The organism is Achromobacter xylosoxidans (assembly GCF_001457475.1).
Taxonomy (GTDB): domain Bacteria; phylum Pseudomonadota; class Gammaproteobacteria; order Burkholderiales; family Burkholderiaceae_B; genus Achromobacter; species Achromobacter xylosoxidans.
In genome coordinates this window covers 6,018,651-6,034,251 of sequence record NZ_LN831029.1, presented here as the reverse complement: position 1 = coordinate 6,034,251, position 15,601 = coordinate 6,018,651, and the positions used below count along the sequence as shown (strand labels likewise).

Below are 15,601 nucleotides of genomic sequence, written 5' to 3'. Positions count from 1 at the left end.
CTTTGTCAACATGATGACTGTTCGCATTTGGGGCCGGTCCGAGAATATTCGGGGCCCCAGAGCCAAAAAACCATAAGAGGAGACAGGTATGTTGTCAATGCCACGCAGGTTTTCGCGCGCTGTCCTGGCCGGCGCCATCGCCGGCGCCCTGCTGCACGCGGGCGCGGCCCAGGCGCAGGTGTCCGACGACGTGATCCGGATCGGCTTCATCACCGACATGTCCGGCGTCTATTCGGGGCCGGACGGCCCGGGCGGGGCCGAAGCCATCAAGATGGCCATCGAGGAGATGGGCGGCGAGATCAACGGCAAGAAGATCGAACTGTTGACGGCGGACCACCAGAACAAGGCGGACATCGCGTCGGCCAAGGCGCGCGAGTGGTTCGACCAGCGTGGCCTGGACATGCTGATCGGCGGGACCAATTCCAGCACGGCGCTGGCGATGTCCAAGGTGGCCGCGGACAAGAAGAAGCCGATCATCGTGGTGGGCGCGGGCGCGCCGGCCCTGACCAACGAGCAGTGCACGCCGTACACGCTGAACTATGCCTACGACACCGTGGCGCAGGCGCGCGGCACGGGCGCGGCGGTGGTGAAGGCGGGCGGCAAGAGCTGGTACATCCTGACGGCGGACTATGCCTTTGGCCATGCGCTGCAGGCCGATACCACCAAGGTGGTGGAGGCGGGCGGCGGCAAGGTGGTCGGGTCGGTCAAGCATCCGCTGTCGACCAGCGATTTCTCGTCGTTCCTGCTGCAGGCGCAGGCCAGCAAGGCCGAGATCCTGGCGCTGGCCAATGCCGGCGCGGACGCCACCAACGCGATCAAGGCGGCCAACGAGTTCGGCCTGACCAAGACGATGCGGCTGGCCGGCATGATCATGTTCATCAACGATATCCACGCCATGGGCCTGGAGACGGCCAAGGGCATGTACCTGACCGACAGCTGGTACTGGAACGCGTCGGACGAGACGCGGGCCTGGGCGCAGAAGTTCTACGAGCGCCGCAACGCCATGCCGTCGTCGCTGCAGGCGGCCGACTATTCGGCGGCCATCCAGTACCTGCGCGCGGTCAAGGCCACCGGCACGGACGACGCCGACAAGGTGCTGGCGTATCTGCGCGAGAACAAGCTCGACGACGTGTACATCAAGAACGGCGTGGTGCGCCCGGACGGCCGCGTGGTGCATGACATGTACCTGCTGCAGGTCAAGACGCCGGAGGAATCGAAGGCGCCCTGGGACTACTTCAAGGTGGTCCAGACCATCGATGGCAACGAGGCCTTCACCACCAAGGCCGAGACCCGCTGCGCCCTTTGGAAATAAGAGAACCGCCATGGCAAAACGCAAAGTGATCGTGACCATTGCCCCCACCGGGGGCATGGCGTTCAAGAGCCAGAACCCACATCTGCCGACCCAGCCGGCCGAGATCGCCGAGGATGTCTACCGCTGCTACAACGCCGGGGCCAGCGTGGTCGCGCTGCACGCGCGCCGTCCCGACGACCAGGCCACCTGCGACGCGGCCATCTACCGCGACATGAACCAGCGCATCCGCGAGCGCTGCGACATCGTGCTGAACAATTCCACGGGCGGCGGCGTGCACGGCGACATGGTCAAGGAAACCACGCCGGGCACCTGGGAGATCCTGTGGGAAGAGCGGCTCAAGGGCATGGACGCCGGCGCCGAGATGTGCACGCTGGATGCCACCACGCTCAATCTGGCCTTCGGCGACCGCGAATACCTGATGAACACGCCCTTGACGCGAGCCCGCGAGCTGGCGGCGGGCATGAAGGCGCGCGGCATCAAGCCGGAGTGGGAGGTGTTCAGCCCGACCCACATCCTGCAGGACGCGACTACGCTGATCAACGAAGGACTGGATGAAGAGCCGCATTTCATCAACCTGGTGATGAATGTGCACCGCAACTTCCAGAACGCGATGCCGTTCTCGCCGCGCCACCTGCAGATGATGGTGGACCTGCTGCCCAGGAACAGCATCTTCTGCGTCAGCGGCATCGGGCCGTCGCAACTGGAGGCCAACATCAGCGCGCTGCTGCTGGGCGGCCACGCCCGGGTGGGCCTGGAAGACAACCTGTATTACCGCCACGGCGAGCTGGCGACCAATGTGCAGCTGACCGAGCGCATCGTGCGCATCATCCGCGAGCTGGACATGGAGCCCGCGACGCCCGCCGAGGCGCGCGAGATCATGGGGTTGCCGCTGCGCAGCGGGGTGCGGCCGGAATTCGCGCTGTGAGAGCGGTGCGGCATTTTTCCAAGGATGTAGCCTGATGATTGAATCGTTGAAGGGCAAGCGGGTCCTGATCACCGCCGGCGCGGGGGGCATCGGCCTGGCCATCGCGCGCAAGTTCCTGGCCGCTGGCGCGCAAGTGCACATCTGCGATGTGGCCGCGGAAGCGGTGCAGGCCGCCGTGCAGGCGCACGCCGGCTTGAGCGGCAGCGTCACGGACGTGGCCGACGAAGCCCAGGTGCTGGCCATGTTCGCGGAGTTGGCCGAACGCTGGGGCAAACTGGATGCGCTGGTGAACAATGCCGGCGTCTCGGGCCCCACCAGCCGGCTCGAAGACACGGACCTGGCGGCGTGGCAGGCCACGCTGGACGTCAACCTGACCGGCACGTTCCTGTGCGCGCGCAGCGCGGTGCCGCTGCTGCGCGAGGCGGGCGGCGGGGCCATCATCAACATCTCGTCGGTCGCGGGCCGGCTGGGCTTTTCGCTGCGCAGCCCCTACAGCGCCAGCAAATTCGGATTGGCGGGGCTGACGCAGACCTGGGCGATGGAACTGGGACCGTCCGGCATCCGCGTCAATTCGGTGCTGCCGGGCGTGGTGGCGGGCGACCGGGTCGAGCGCATCATCGCCGCGCGCGCGGCGGCCGGCGGCGTCAGCAACGACGCCATGCGCGCGCAGTTGGTGGAAAAGGTGTCGCTGCGCAAGATGACCCAGCCCGAGGACATCGCCAACCAGGTGGCGTTCCTGTGTTCGGACGAGGGCGCGATGATCAGCGGCCAGAGCATCTCGGTGTGCGGCAACGTCGAATACCTGGGGTAGCGAGGAGGCGGCGGGGCACGCCGGCTATGCCCGGACACTGAGTCCGGGCGCCTCGATGCGGATCGGCGTGCCGATATCGCGGCGCCATTGCGCGGGCCCCGATACGTGCAGGTTGCCGCCGTCCGCGTCCACCGCCACCGTCACCGGCATGTCGACCACGTCGAATTCGTAGATTGCCTCCATGCCGAGATCCTCGAACGCGACCACGCGGGCACGGCGGATCGCCTTGGACACCAGGTAGGCCGCGCCGCCCACGGCGATCAGGTAGGCGGCGCGATGGCGCTGGATCGCGGCGACCGCGTCAGGGCCGCGTTCGGCCTTGCCGACCATGGCGATGAGGCCGGTGTGTTCCAGCATCATGTCCGTGTAGCCGTCCATGCGGGTGGCGGTGGTGGGGCCCGCCGGGCCGACGGCCTCGTCGCGCACGGCATCCACCGGCCCTACGTAGTAGATCACGCGGCCGCGGAAATCCGCCGGTAGCGGCTGGCCCCGCGCCAGCAGCTCGCGGATGCGCTGGTGGGCGGCGTCGCGGCCGGTGAGCATGCGGCCGTTCAGCAGCAGGGTCTCGCCGGCGCGCCAGCGGGTGACCTCGTCGCGGGTGAGCGTGTCCAGGTCCACGCGCCGGGCCGTGGCGGCCTGCGCCGACGGACCCAGGTCGGGCCACAGGTCGAGCGAGGGCGGTTCCAGGTGCGCCGGCCCGCTGCCGTCCAGCACGAAACGGACGTGGCGGGTGGCGGCGCAGTTGGGGATCAGCGCGACCGGCTTGGCGGCGGCGTGGGTCGGGTAGGTCTTGAGTTTCACGTCCAGCACCGTCGTCAGGCCGCCCAGGCCCTGCGCGCCGATGCCCAGCGCGTTGATGCGCTCGTACAGTTCCAGGCGCAGCGCCTCTTCAGGGGCAAGCGCTGCGCCGCTGGCGGCGCGTGCCTGCAACGTGTGCATGTCCAGCGGCTGCATCAGGCTTTGCTTGGCCAGCAGCACGGCCTTTTCGGCGGTGCCGCCGACGCCGATGCCCAGCATGCCGGGCGGACACCAGCCGGCGCCCATGGCCGGCACTTGCGCCAGCACCCAGTCCACCACGCTATCGCCGGGGTTCAGCATGGCCAGGCGCGCCTTGTTTTCCGAGCCGCCGCCCTTGGCCGCGACGGTGATTTCCAGGCGGTCGCCCGGCACGATCTCGACGCTGGTGACGGCCGGCGTGTTGTCGCGGGTGTTGGCGCGCGCGAACAGCGGGTCGGCGATGACCGAGGCGCGCAGCGGATTGTCCGGGTCCAGCCAGGCGCGCCGCACAGCGGCGTTGACCGCGTCTTCCAGGCTGCCGGTGAAGTCCGTCCATTGCACGTCCATGCCGACCTTGAGGAAGACGTTGACGATGCCGGTGTCCTGGCAGATGGGGCGCCGGCCTATGGCGGCCAGGCGCGAACTGGCCAGGATCTGCGCCATGGCGTCGCGCGCCGGGGCGCTGGCTTCGCGTTCATGGGCGCGGGCCAGGTGCGCGATGTAGTCGGGCGAGTGGTAATGGCTGATGTACTGCAGCGCGCCGGCGATGGAGTCGATCAGGTCTTGCTGTCGGATGCGGGTCATGGGCGGGGACGATTGCGCGGGAGGAGCGCCGTCCGGAATCCGCGCGGATCCGGACGGCGGGTGTCATTCGGCGTGCAGGGTGACGCCGGGCCGGTCCTTGACCAGCGTGACGGCGATGAACGAGACCGCGGCCATGACGACGACGTACACGCCCACCAGCCACGACTGGCCGGTGGCGGAGATGATGGACTGCGCGATCATGGCGGCGAAGGCGCCGCCCAGGATAGAACCCAGCGCATAGCCGGCCGACACGCCGGAATAGCGCACGTCGGCGGGGAACATCTCGGCGTAGAGCGCGGCCTGCGGGCCGTAGGTCAGGCCCAGCGGCAACGACAGCGCGGCCAGCGCCAGGGCGAATTGCAGCGGATCGCCCGACTCGATGAAGGTCCACATCGGAATGGCCCACAGCGCCAGCAGCAGGTAGCCGAGCTGGAAGGTGCGCACGCGGCCGATGCGGTCGCCGAGCCAGCCGCCCAGCAGCGTGGTGCCGAGCCAGCAGGCGGCGGCCAGGGTGCAGATCATCAGCACCTGTTGCGGCGGCATGCGCAGGGCGCGGCTGCCGTAGCTGATGAAGAAGCCCACCAGCAGGTAGCCGGCGGTGCTGTTGCCCACGAAGATCAGCGTGGTCAGCGCGATCTGGCGCGGGTGCTTGCGCAGCAGCGCGCCCAGCGGCGCCGAGGAGTGGCTGCGGCGCGATTGCATGCGCAGGAATACCGGCGATTCCTCGACCGCGCGGCGGATGAAGACGCCGACGATGATCAGCGCGATCGACAGCAGGAAGGAGATGCGCCAGCCCCAGGCCATGAAGTTCTCCGCGCCGACCAGGGTGGTGATGCACCACAGCGCGCCCGTGGCGACGATCATGCCCAGCGGCACGCCGATCTGCGGAAAGGCGCCGAACAGCGAGCGCTGGTCTGTCGGCGCGTGCTCGACCGCCATGAGCGCCGCGCCACCCCACTCGCCGCCGGCCGAGAAGCCTTGCAGCACGCGCAAGCCCACCAGCATCACAGGCGCCCACAGCCCGATCTGGGCGTAGGTCGGCAGCACGCCGATCAGGGCGGTGGATACGCCCATGAGGATCAGGGTGGCGGCCAGCACGCGCTTGCGGCCATAGCGGTCGCCAAGGTGACCACAGACGATGGCGCCCAGCGGGCGGAACAGGAAAGCCACGCCCACGGTGGCGAACGACAGGATCAGCGACAGTTCGGGATTTTCCTGCACGAAGGGAGCGAAGAACAGCGTGCCCAGCACCAGGCCCGCGGCCTGCACGTAGATGAAGTAGTCGTACCACTCGATGGCCGAGCCGACCAGCGTGGCGGCGAGCACCTTGCGGTCTTCGGCGCTGACCAGCGCCGCGGATGGCCGGCGTTCGCCGGCGGACGCGGGCGCGACGGCGCCCTGTCCGGGGAAATCTGTCTGCATGCGTGTCTCCTGTGGGGGGCGCGGACCGTGCCGCTGTGTTTTTGTTCGAGGGTTGGCCGGAGCGGATGAAGACCCGCTCCGGCCGTCGCGTCAGGCGGCGGCTTGCGCCGGCCGTGGCGCATCGGGCTGGTTCTCGGGACGGGCGGCGTCGAAGGCGGGCAACGCGGCGCAGGCCTGGACGATGGCGCGCACCTGGGTGAATGGCGCCAGGTCGACGCCGTAGCGCAAGGCGTTGTAGACCTGCGGCACCAGGCAGCACTCCACCAGCGTCGGCGCATCGCCCAGGGCATAGTGGCCGCGCCTGGCGGGCAGGGCGGCCTCGAAGGCGCGGAAACCCTCTTCGCACCAGTGGCGGTACCAGTCGTGTACCTGGTCGTCGTCGGCGCCGAATTGGGCGCGCAGGCGCTTGAGCGCGCGCAGGTTGTTCAGCGGATGCACCTCGCAGGCCACCAGCAGCGCCAGCGCCCGCGCCTGGGCGCGACCGGCCGGGTCGGCCGGCAGCAGCGCGGGTTCGGGGTGGCGGGCGTCCAGGTACTCGATGATGGCGAGCGACTGCTGCAGGCGCAGCCCGTCGATCTCCAGCATCGGCACCAGGCCGAACGGCGCCAGCGCGCGGTAGGCCGGCTGCAGGTGTTCGCCCTGGGCCATCTGCCAGGGCACCTGGCGATAGGGCAGGCCCTTGAGCGCCAGCGCGATGCGCACGCGGTAGGCCGCGGAGCTGCGCCAATAGCTGTGCAGTGTGAGGGAGGATGTCTCGGCCATGGCGCAGTCCCCTTCAGGCCGTGGCGGCTTGCGGCGCCGGCCGGGCGGCGGGCAGCGGGCGGGTGCCGGGAATCCGCACCTGCTGGTCGATGTCGCCGAACAGGCTGTTGCCGGCCTCGTCGCGCATGGCGATGCGGACGCGGTCGCCGTGCTTGAGGAAGGGCGTGCGCATCTGGCCGTCGCGCAGCTGTTCGCGCACCCGCGCTTCGACCAGGCAGCACACGCCGACCGCGTCGCTGGCGTTGGAAATGGTGCCGCTGCCCAGGATCGTGCCGGCGCCCAGCCGGCGCGTGCGCGCGGCATGGGCGATGAGTTCACCGAAGTGGAATTGCATTTCCTCGCCGGCCTGGGGCTGGCCGATCAACCGGTCGTTGAGCCACACTTGCATCGCGCGGTGCAGCTTGCCGTCGCGCCAGTAGGGCGCAAGCTCATCGGGCGTGACGAAGACGGGCGACAGCGCCGACGCCGGCTTGCCCTGCAGAAAGCCGAAGCCCTTGGCCAGTTCAGGCAGCACCACGTTGCGCAGGGTGACGTCGTTCACCAGGCCCAGCAGCACCACGTGTTCCAGGGCGGTCGCGGGGTCCACGCCTTGCGGTACGTCGTCGGTGATCACCACGATCTCGGCCTCCAGGTCGACGCCCAGGTCTTCACTGGTGGCGGTGATGGGGTCGCGCGCGCCCATGAAGTCATCCGAGGCACCCTGGTACATCACGGGATCGGTGAGAAACGACGGCGGCATTTCTCCGCCACGGGCGCGGCGGGTCAGGTCGACGTGATTGAGATAGGCCGACGCGTCCAGCCATTGGTAGGCGCGCGGCAGCGGCGCGGCGCAGCGTGCCGGATCGAACGGCTGGCCGTCGCTGGCGCGCAGGTCGTCGCATTCCGCTTGCAGCAAGGGCGCGCAGCGGGCCCAGTCATCGAGCGCCTGCTGCAAGGTGGCGGCAATGTGCGGCACCGCCCGCATGCGGGTCAGGTCACGGTTGACGACGACCAGCTGGCCGTCGCGGCTGCCGTTGTTCAGGGTGGCGAGTTTCATGGGTGGCAATTCCGTGGTCAGGCGCGCCGAGACACGCGGCGCGCGATATCGAAAGGGGATCAGGCGGTCAGTTCGGCCCACATCTCGCGGTCGCGCTGGGCGGTCCAGACGCGCGGGTCGGTGATGCCGCTGGCTTCGTCGAAGGCACGCGAGATGTCGAAGGGAATGGCGTGTTCGTAGATCACGACGTGGCCGAACTCGGGGTCCATCACGCGGCGGGTGTCTTCATAGACCTGCTTGAGGCCCTTGCCTTCGCTCACGCCCTGGCGGGCGCAGCCGTACAGCGTCTCGACCCAGCGGCGGGTGTAGCCGATGGCCTCGCGGCAGGCGCCGGCGCTGGTGAGCGCGGGGCCGCGGCCGGGCACCATCTGTTTCGGCGCCAGGGCCTGCAACCGGTCGAGCGTGGCCGGCCAGTCCGACAGGTAGGCGTCGCCGGTGTAGACGCCGGCGTTGAATTCGACCAGGTCGCCGGCGAAGCAGATGCCTTGCGAGGGAATCCAGACGATGGAGTCGCCACGCGTGTGGCCGGCGCCCAGATGCATCATGCGCACTTCCAGCTTGCCCATGAACAGGGTCAGCTCGCGCTCGAACACGGTGGTGGGCCAGGTCAGCCCGGGAATGGTCTCGGCGGACTGGAACAGGCGCGGGAAGCGGCCGATCTCGGAATCCATGTCGGCCTGGCCGCGTTCGGCGATCAGCTCGTAGGTGCCGCGGCTGGCGTAGGTGTTGACGGCGCCTTCGGCGGCGAAGGCCGACGCGCCCAGCACGCGCACGGCGTGGTAGTGCGTCAGCGCGACGTGGCGGATGGGCTTGTCGGTGACGCCGCGGATGGCGCGGATCAGGTTCCGCGCCATGGCCGGCGTGGCGGTGGCGTCGACCACCATGACGCTATCGTCGCCGATGATGACGCCGGAGTTGGGGTCGCCGTCGGCGATGTAGGCGTAGGCGTTTTCGGACAGGCGCTCGAAGGAGGTCTTCTTTTCCGCCACGTCGGCCTGGGATGCGAAAGGCTTGCTCATCGTGTTCCTTGTCTGGATGAATGAAGGGATTCGGGGTCAGTCCGCGCCGCCATGGTGGCGCGCATGGCTGGTGGTGCCGGTGGCGCCGGGCTTGAGGCCGGCGGCCTTGTCGCGGTTCCAGGCGGCCAGTTCCTCGTGGGCGCTGCGGCGCTTGCGCGCCACGTAGTCGGCCACGGGCAGGCGCGCCGTCAGTTCCAGCCGGATGCCGTTGGGGTCGAAGAAATAGATCGAGCGGATGAAGTGATGGTCGGTCGGGCCGACCACCTCCACGCCATGCGCCAGCAGGCGCTGGCGCATGCGCTCCAGTTCGGCCTCGCCGCGGATTTCCATGGCGAAGTGGTTGACCCAGCGCGGCGTGGCGGGATCGGGCTGGCTCAGCGCGTTGTCGCCCAGGTCGAAGAAGGCAATGTGCGAGTGGTCGGCGAATTCGAAGAACAGGTGCACGAAGGGGCAGTGTTCACCGGTGGACGGCACCCGTTCTTCCTTGACCACGTGCACCAGCGGCAGGCCCAGGATGTCTTCGTAGAAGCGGCGGGTTTCCTCGGCATCGCGGCAACGCCAGGCGAAATGGTGCAGGCCCTGGATGGACGGGCAGGCGGCCGCGGGGGCGGGGGAATCGGTAAGCTGCGTCATGGCGCGGTCTCCGTGGGTCAGGGGATGTGCAGGGGGGCGGGTTCGCCGCGCGCCGCGAGGACTTCGTCGACGGCGGCCCGGACGCGGGCCGCGTCGTCCACCGCTTCGATCAGCAGCAGCGACAGCCGCGCCAGGCTGTCGCGCTGGTCGGCGGCGTCGCACTGGTCGGTCAGCGCGATCAGGCGTTCGAGCAGGTCGTCAAGCTGTTGCTGGGATTGCGGCATGGCGCGCGTCTCCGTTTGCGTGCGGGAGGCCGGCGGCCTCGGGTTGGGAATCGATGCCATCGGCGCCAGCCGGTCGCAGCGCGTCGCTGACCCAGGCCGCGAGCGTAGCGGGCGGCAGGGCCTGCGGCCCGCCCGCGGCCATGACGTGCTGGTCCGGCCGCAGCAGCCAGGCGCTGCCGTCCATCGGTTGGCCGAGCTGGTGCGCCAGGGCGTCGCGCCCGCGCGCATCGCACAGCGGGCCCACCGCGACCCAGCGCAGCAGCGCATCGTCGCGCACGTCCGGCGGCAACGCGTCGGCGAATACCAGCACGGTGAACCAGGGCCCGAGCAGCGCGTGCAGGGACAGGCCGTCGTCCTGCCGCAGCAGCACGTTGGGCAGGGCGCGGCCGGCGTGGGCGTGGTCGCCGCGCACCCAGGCCGATGCGGGATAGACCGCCGGCATGCAGAGCCGGCCGGTGTTGATCATGCGCGCCGCCAGCGCGTGGCGCGGCGCCAGCGCGATGATGGCGTCGCGCCACAGCGCGGCCGAGCGGGCGGCGCCGGGATAGACGAAGCGCGAAGAGCGGCGGGCCTGGCGGATGTTCTCCATGGCGGCGTGCTTGCGCTCGGCGTCGTAGCTGTCGAGCAGCCCGGCGTCGGCGCGGCCCTGCAGCAGCAGCGCCAGTTTCCAGCCCAGGTTGTCGGCGTCCTGGATGCCGCCATTGCCGCCGCGCGCGCCGAACGGCGCCACCAGGTGGGCCGAGTCGCCGGCGAACAGTACCCGCCCGTGGCGCAGGCGGTCTAGGCATTCATGGCGGTAGGCCCAGACGCCGTGCCAGGCGATGTCGAAATCGACCCGTTCGCCCAGCAGGTCCCAGACGCGCTGGCGCATGGCGGCCTCGGTGGCGGCGGCTTCGGGGTCTTCGTCCGGGCGCAACTGGAAGTCCAGGCGCCAGGTGTCGTCGGCCATCTTGTGGCGCCAGACCGCGCGGCCGTGATTGCTGCGGGCGTCGAGCCAGGTCCAGCGTTCCTCGGGCCAGGCGGTGCCGCGCAGCACGATGTCGATGATGATCCAGCGGTCCTCGGTGCGGTCGTAGATTCGCGGACGCAGGTCCAGCAGGCCGCGCACCGCGCTGTTGGCGCCGTCGCAGGCCACCACCCATTGGGCGCGGGTGGCGTAGGCGCCGTCCGGCGTGCGCACGCGCAGCGTGGCCGGGCCGTCGGCACAGGGCTCGATGCCGACCACCTGGTTGAGCCAGCGCAGGTCGGCCAGCGGTTCGCGCCGCAGCGCCTCGACCAGGAAGGCTTCCAGGTAATACTGCTGCAGGTTGACGAAGCCGTTGTGGCGCATGTCGGGCTGGTCCTGCAGCGTGAACGAGGCCACCGCCATGTCGCGGCACAGCACGCGGCCGACGTTCCAGCGCACGCCCTTGTCGACCACGGCGCCGGCCATGCCGAGGCGGTCGAAGATGTCCAGCGTGCGTTGCGCCCAGACCATGCCGCGCGAGGCCAGGCCGCGCACGCCGACGGTATTGTCGTCGTCCAGCACCACCACGGGAATGCCGCGCCGCGCCAGATCCAGCGCCAGCGTCAGGCCGGTCAGCCCGGCGCCGACGATCGCGACGGGGTGGGGGGCAGGGCGCGGACGATCCATCTCGTCCGGCCTGAGGTAGGGGTAGAGGGGAAGCTCTGTCATCGTTTTCCCTAGTGCTCCAAGGGTTCTGCGAGGCATGTCACAGGCACCACTCTAGGAGCACGGGCGGAGCGCGTCATGTCCTCACGAGAGAGGACACCGGGATCGCCGGGAAGCCCTTAGAATCGGGAAAAACACGCCCGAACGGGGGACGACAACCATGGATGAGACAAGCAAACCCTTGGCCGTGGACGGGGGGACGGACCAGTGGGCGGCGTCCGCCGTCATGGACCTGGGCGGACCGATGTTCCACGCGGCGCTGTTGATGGCGTTGCGCGAAACCGTGGCCGCCGACCACGTGTCGCACGTCTTCTACGGGCACGATGGCTCGGTGCAGTATTCGTCGGCCGCCAGCCTGTTGAACCAGTCGCTGATCGAGTGGACCACCACGGTCTATGTCGACGACCAGTTCTACCGCCGCGATCCCAACTACGCGCTGTTGCGCGACCTGGCCTGTCGGCCCGAGCATCATCCGGACCTGATCATCCAGGCCGCGGCGCCCGAGCGCATCCTGGATGCCGAGTACCGGGAACTGCTGTTCGAGCGGCCCGGCTTCGCCAGCAAGATCTCGCTGATCGGCGCGCGCAGCGAAGGCGCCAGCTACATCAACCTGTATTTTTCGCGCTCGCATCCGCCGGGCGTGACCGACGTGATGCGCGGACGCGCCCCGCTGCTGATTGCGCTGGCGCGGCGCCATCACCAGCTGTGCCGGCGCGAGGCCGCGCCCGCGCCGATCTGGTCGGATGGCCTGTCCGAACGCGAGGTCCAGGTGGCGGACCTGCTGCGCCAGGGGCGCACCGCCAAGGAAGTGGGCCGCGAACTGGGCCTGTCGCCGACCACGGTGGTGACCTACAAGAACCGCATCTTCAAGAAGAGCAACGTGGCCAGCCTGAAGGAATTCCTGATCAAGGCGCCGGCCGGCTGCGGAGCGCGCTCCAACGCCTGATCCCTGCTGGCGGACGGCAGGCGCGCGCTTTCACCGTTTTTCACAAAACCCACACAAAAACCGGCGGAACGGGCGCCGGCTCATTCCCTATGATCCGAGGCACCGCGCGCCGGCCGCGGCGCCCGGGCGTCGTGCCGGCCGCGCCATGTCGCGCCGGCTCCTTCTCTTGCCGCTGTCTCTCCGCTCGCTCCGTGGCGCAGGCGTACCCGCCGCGCCGGGCCGGGCCGTGGGCCGCCGGTCCCAAGGCTATTGATGCTCAAATTCCTCGTTCGCGTCGTCATCGTGGTCCTGGTCAGTCTCGGACTGGCCTATCTGTTCGTGGACAAGGGACTGGGGACGCTGCTCAAGCCGATGGTGCAAGAGGTCGCCTTCCAGTCGCTGCGCGGCCAGTTCCACGAGTTGCACGAGCGGCTGGACGCGGTGCCGCCTGCGCAGCGCGACAGCCTGCTGCGCGAGCAGGTGCAGCCGCATTACGGCATCGCGCTGCGGGTGCTGCCCGCGGAGCAGGTCCACCTGACCGAGGACGAGCGCGAGCAACGGCAGGTCTTTGGCGTCGTGATGCGGGATGACTTCGATACGCACCTGGTGCCGTTGCCGGGCGAGCCCGCGCAATGGCTGGAATTGCGGCTGCCCAACGTGTTCGACACCGTGGTCGCCCTGTCCGTGTGGCTCTGCCTGGGCGTGGTGGTGGCGGTCGGCCTGCTGGGGCTATGGGCATTGCCCATGTGGCGCGACATGGATGCGCTGCGCAATGCCGCGCTGCGCATGGGCCAGGGGGAACTGAGCCAGCGCGTGAGGCTGTCGCGCATCGCCGGCATCCGCCATGTCGGCGAGAGCTTCAACCAGATGGCCGAGCGTATCGCCGCCTTGATCGAGAACCAGCGCAGCCTGACGAACGCGGTATCGCACGAACTGCGCACGCCGCTGGCGCGGCTCTCGTTCGAGGTGGACATGCTGGGCCGTGGCGGCCTGCCGCCGACGCATCAACACGTGTTGCGCGACATGCGCGCGGACATCTCCGAACTGGAAAGCATGGTGGCGGAGCTGCTGGTGTACGCGCGGCTGGAACGCCCCACCGAAGAGACCGTGCGGCTGGAAACGGTCGACACGCGCGATTGGCTGGGCGAGGCGCTGGCCCAGGTCGCGCACCAGGCGCAGGCGCGCAACGTGGAGTGCCGGGTGGCCGATGGCCATCCACCGCACGTCTGCCTGCATCCGCGCTACATGAGCCGGGCCTTGCTGAACCTGGTGCAGAACGCCGTGCGCTACGCCCACGGCCGCATCGACATCGCGCTGACGCACAGTCCGACAGGGCATTTCGAACTGATCGTCGACGACGACGGGCCGGGCATCCCGGTGGCCGACCGCGAGCGGATCTTCGAGCCTTTCATCCGGCTCGATGAGAGCCGCGACCGCGGCACGGGCGGGGCGGGGCTGGGCCTGGCGATCGTGCAGCGTGTCGCGGCCGGCCACCACGGCAGCATCTGCGTGGCGGACAGTCCGCTGGGCGGCGCGCGTTTCGTGTTGCGCTGGGCGGCGGCATCGGCGGCATAGCGTTCAGCTTGCCGCCAGGGCATCCGGGTCAACCCGGAGACGGCGGCCGCCGCGCCCGGCCTGTCGCGCGCCGGCTTGCATTTTGTGGCACATGGCGCGTGGAAATGGTGTTTGATACAGGGGTTTGTTTTCCCCTCCCTGATAACTCATAACGAGAACACCATGAGACATTTCCTGCCCGCGCTGGGCGCCGCCCTCGTTTTGTCCCTTGGCGCCCAGGCCGCCTGGGGCCAGCAGGCATCCGCCGCCAAGCCGCCGCGCGATCCCTTCTTCTGGCTCGGCGAGATCAACAAGGCCACGGCCGTGATCAATACCGAGCAGGGCCTGCTCGACAAGTCCATGGCGCCGCGGCTGGCGGCGGGCGTGGCCAAGGTGATCAATGACGGCAACCAGCCCGGCGCCAAGCGGCCGGCCAGCGTCATCACCTTCGAGCCGTTGCTGATCAAGGCGGCGGGCGAGGACGTGACGCTGCTGCACGCCGGCCGCTCCAGCCAGGACATGCACGCCACCTATCGCAGCGCCATCCTGCGCGACAAGCTGCTGGATCTGGCGGACCAGCTCAATGCCACGTCGACCACGCTGGTGGAGCTGGCCGCCAAGCACAGCGCCACCATCGTGCCCAACTACACCAATGGCGTGGCGGCCCAGCCGAACAGCTACGGCCACTACCTGCTGGGGCAGGCCGCCGGCCTGGCGCGCGACGCCCAGCGCATCCGCGAAGCCTACGCGCGCATCGACCGTTCGCCCATGGGCACCACCGTGCTCAACGGCACCAGCTGGCCGCTGGACCGCAAGCGCATGGCGCAGTACCTGGGCTTCACGGCGCTGGTGGACAACGCCTACGATGCCTCGCAGATCTCGTCGATGGACCAGCCGGTGGAAGTTGCGTCCATCGTCACCAGCATCGCGCTGCGCACCGGCAACTTCGTCGAGGACGTGATGACGCAGTACGCCCAGTCGCGCCCGTGGATCCTGCTGGAAGAGGGCGGCGGCAACACCTATGTGTCCAGCGCCATGCCGCAAAAGCGCAATCCCGGTTTGCTCAACGACACGCGCAGCGACGCGTCGACCGCGGTGACGCTGGCGATGGGGCCGGTGATCCAGACGCACAACATCACGCCCGGCATGAGCGACCCCAAGGACGTCAAGCAGAACTCGGCGATGGTCGATGCCGGCATCGCGGCGCTCAAGCGCTGGGACCGCGTGCTCAAGGCCATGGTGATCAGCCCCGACCGCGCGCTGGAGGAACTGAACAGCGACTGGACCGCCTCGCAGGAACTGGCCGACGTGCTGATGCGCAAGTACAAGCTGCCGTTCCGTGACGGGCACCACTTCGCTTCCGAGGTGGTGAGTTACGCCAAGACCAACAACATCAAGCCGCTGGACTTCCCGTACGACCAGGCGCGCCGCATCTACGCCGAGGCGATGAAGGGGTCGAAGTATCCGAGCGAGCTGCCGATGAGCGAGGCCGAGTTCCGGTCGACGCTGGACCCGGTCGCCATCGTCAAGAACCGCGCCACCAGCGGCGGGCCGCAGCCGGCGGAAATGGAACGCATGGTCAAGGAGGCGCGCGAACAGCTGGCCTCGCAGGACAAGTGGATCAAGGAACGCCGGGCGCACATCGCCGATTCCCTGGCCAGCCTGGACAAGGACTTCGACGCGCTGGTGGCCAGCGCGCCGAAGGACAAGGGCCGGTAAGCGTCG

At 69.1% G+C, this 15,601-nt stretch carries 14 protein-coding genes; 6 read left to right on the top strand and 8 right to left on the bottom strand.

Annotation, left to right across the window (positions count from 1 at the left end):
* Positions 1-88: 88 nt before the first annotated feature.
* From AT699_RS27170 to AT699_RS27160, 3 genes are read left to right on the top strand one after another with little or no spacing between them, the layout of a single operon-like run.
* Complete coding sequence (locus AT699_RS27170) at positions 89-1,312, top strand: ABC transporter substrate-binding protein (protein WP_020926221.1); 1,224 nt, start codon at positions 89-91, stop codon at positions 1,310-1,312.
* Positions 1,313-1,322: 10 nt separating this feature from the next.
* Complete coding sequence (locus AT699_RS27165; protein WP_024070480.1) at positions 1,323-2,237, top strand: beta-keto acid cleavage family enzyme; 915 nt, start codon at positions 1,323-1,325, stop codon at positions 2,235-2,237.
* A 34-nt stretch (positions 2,238-2,271) separates the two neighbouring features.
* Positions 2,272-3,048 (top strand): SDR family oxidoreductase, encoded by a 777-nt coding sequence (locus AT699_RS27160; protein WP_020926223.1) that lies wholly within the window; start codon positions 2,272-2,274, stop codon positions 3,046-3,048.
* A gap of 24 nt (positions 3,049-3,072) precedes the next feature.
* On the opposite strand, the gene AT699_RS27155 is transcribed toward AT699_RS27160, so the two are convergent.
* The 8 genes from AT699_RS27155 to AT699_RS27120 all read right to left on the bottom strand — a co-directional run bounded on the left by AT699_RS27155 (position 3,073) and on the right by AT699_RS27120 (position 11,400).
* Positions 3,073-4,629, bottom strand: coding sequence for a fumarate hydratase (locus tag AT699_RS27155; protein WP_024070479.1), 1,557 nt, complete (start codon positions 4,627-4,629; stop codon positions 3,073-3,075).
* 63 nt (positions 4,630-4,692) lie between these two features.
* A complete protein-coding gene (locus tag AT699_RS27150) occupies positions 4,693-6,051 on the bottom strand; it encodes an MFS transporter (RefSeq protein ID WP_024070478.1) in 1,359 nt (452 codons plus the stop codon).
* 90 nt (positions 6,052-6,141) lie between these two features.
* Positions 6,142-6,813 (bottom strand): maleylacetoacetate isomerase, encoded by a 672-nt coding sequence (maiA, locus tag AT699_RS27145; RefSeq protein WP_006385781.1) that lies wholly within the window; start codon positions 6,811-6,813, stop codon positions 6,142-6,144.
* 13 nt (positions 6,814-6,826) lie between these two features.
* Positions 6,827-7,849, bottom strand: coding sequence for a fumarylacetoacetate hydrolase family protein (locus AT699_RS27140; RefSeq protein ID WP_024070477.1), 1,023 nt, complete (start codon positions 7,847-7,849; stop codon positions 6,827-6,829).
* Between the two features lie 59 nt (positions 7,850-7,908).
* Entirely contained in the window at positions 7,909-8,868 is a 960-nt protein-coding gene (locus tag AT699_RS27135; protein WP_006385783.1) for an MBL fold metallo-hydrolase, read from the bottom strand.
* 36 nt (positions 8,869-8,904) lie between these two features.
* A complete protein-coding gene (locus AT699_RS27130; protein WP_024070476.1) occupies positions 8,905-9,501 on the bottom strand; it encodes a VOC family protein in 597 nt (198 codons plus the stop codon).
* A gap of 17 nt (positions 9,502-9,518) precedes the next feature.
* Positions 9,519-9,725, bottom strand: a complete 207-nt coding sequence (locus AT699_RS27125; protein ID WP_006385785.1) for a hypothetical protein — start codon at positions 9,723-9,725, stop codon at positions 9,519-9,521.
* On the bottom strand, positions 9,700-11,400 hold the full coding sequence (locus tag AT699_RS27120; RefSeq protein ID WP_058207500.1) for an FAD-dependent oxidoreductase: 1,701 nt from the start codon (positions 11,398-11,400) through the stop codon (positions 9,700-9,702). Before AT699_RS27120 ends, AT699_RS27125 begins: the two co-directional genes overlap by 26 nt.
* 157 nt (positions 11,401-11,557) lie before the next feature.
* Between AT699_RS27120 and AT699_RS27115 the strand changes: the two genes are divergently transcribed.
* The 3 genes from AT699_RS27115 (at position 11,558) to AT699_RS27105 (ending at position 15,595) form a co-directional block, all read left to right on the top strand.
* A complete protein-coding gene (locus AT699_RS27115) occupies positions 11,558-12,343 on the top strand; it encodes a helix-turn-helix transcriptional regulator (RefSeq protein ID WP_035182042.1) in 786 nt (261 codons plus the stop codon).
* Positions 12,344-12,595: 252 nt separating this feature from the next.
* A complete protein-coding gene (locus AT699_RS27110; RefSeq protein ID WP_006385788.1) occupies positions 12,596-13,897 on the top strand; it encodes an ATP-binding protein in 1,302 nt (433 codons plus the stop codon).
* Positions 13,898-14,059: 162 nt separating this feature from the next.
* Positions 14,060-15,595 carry an argininosuccinate lyase gene (locus tag AT699_RS27105; protein WP_024070473.1) on the top strand — a complete coding sequence of 512 codons (1,536 nt, stop codon included), beginning with the start codon at positions 14,060-14,062 and terminating at the stop codon, positions 15,593-15,595.
* The last annotated feature ends 6 nt before the right edge of the window (positions 15,596-15,601 follow it).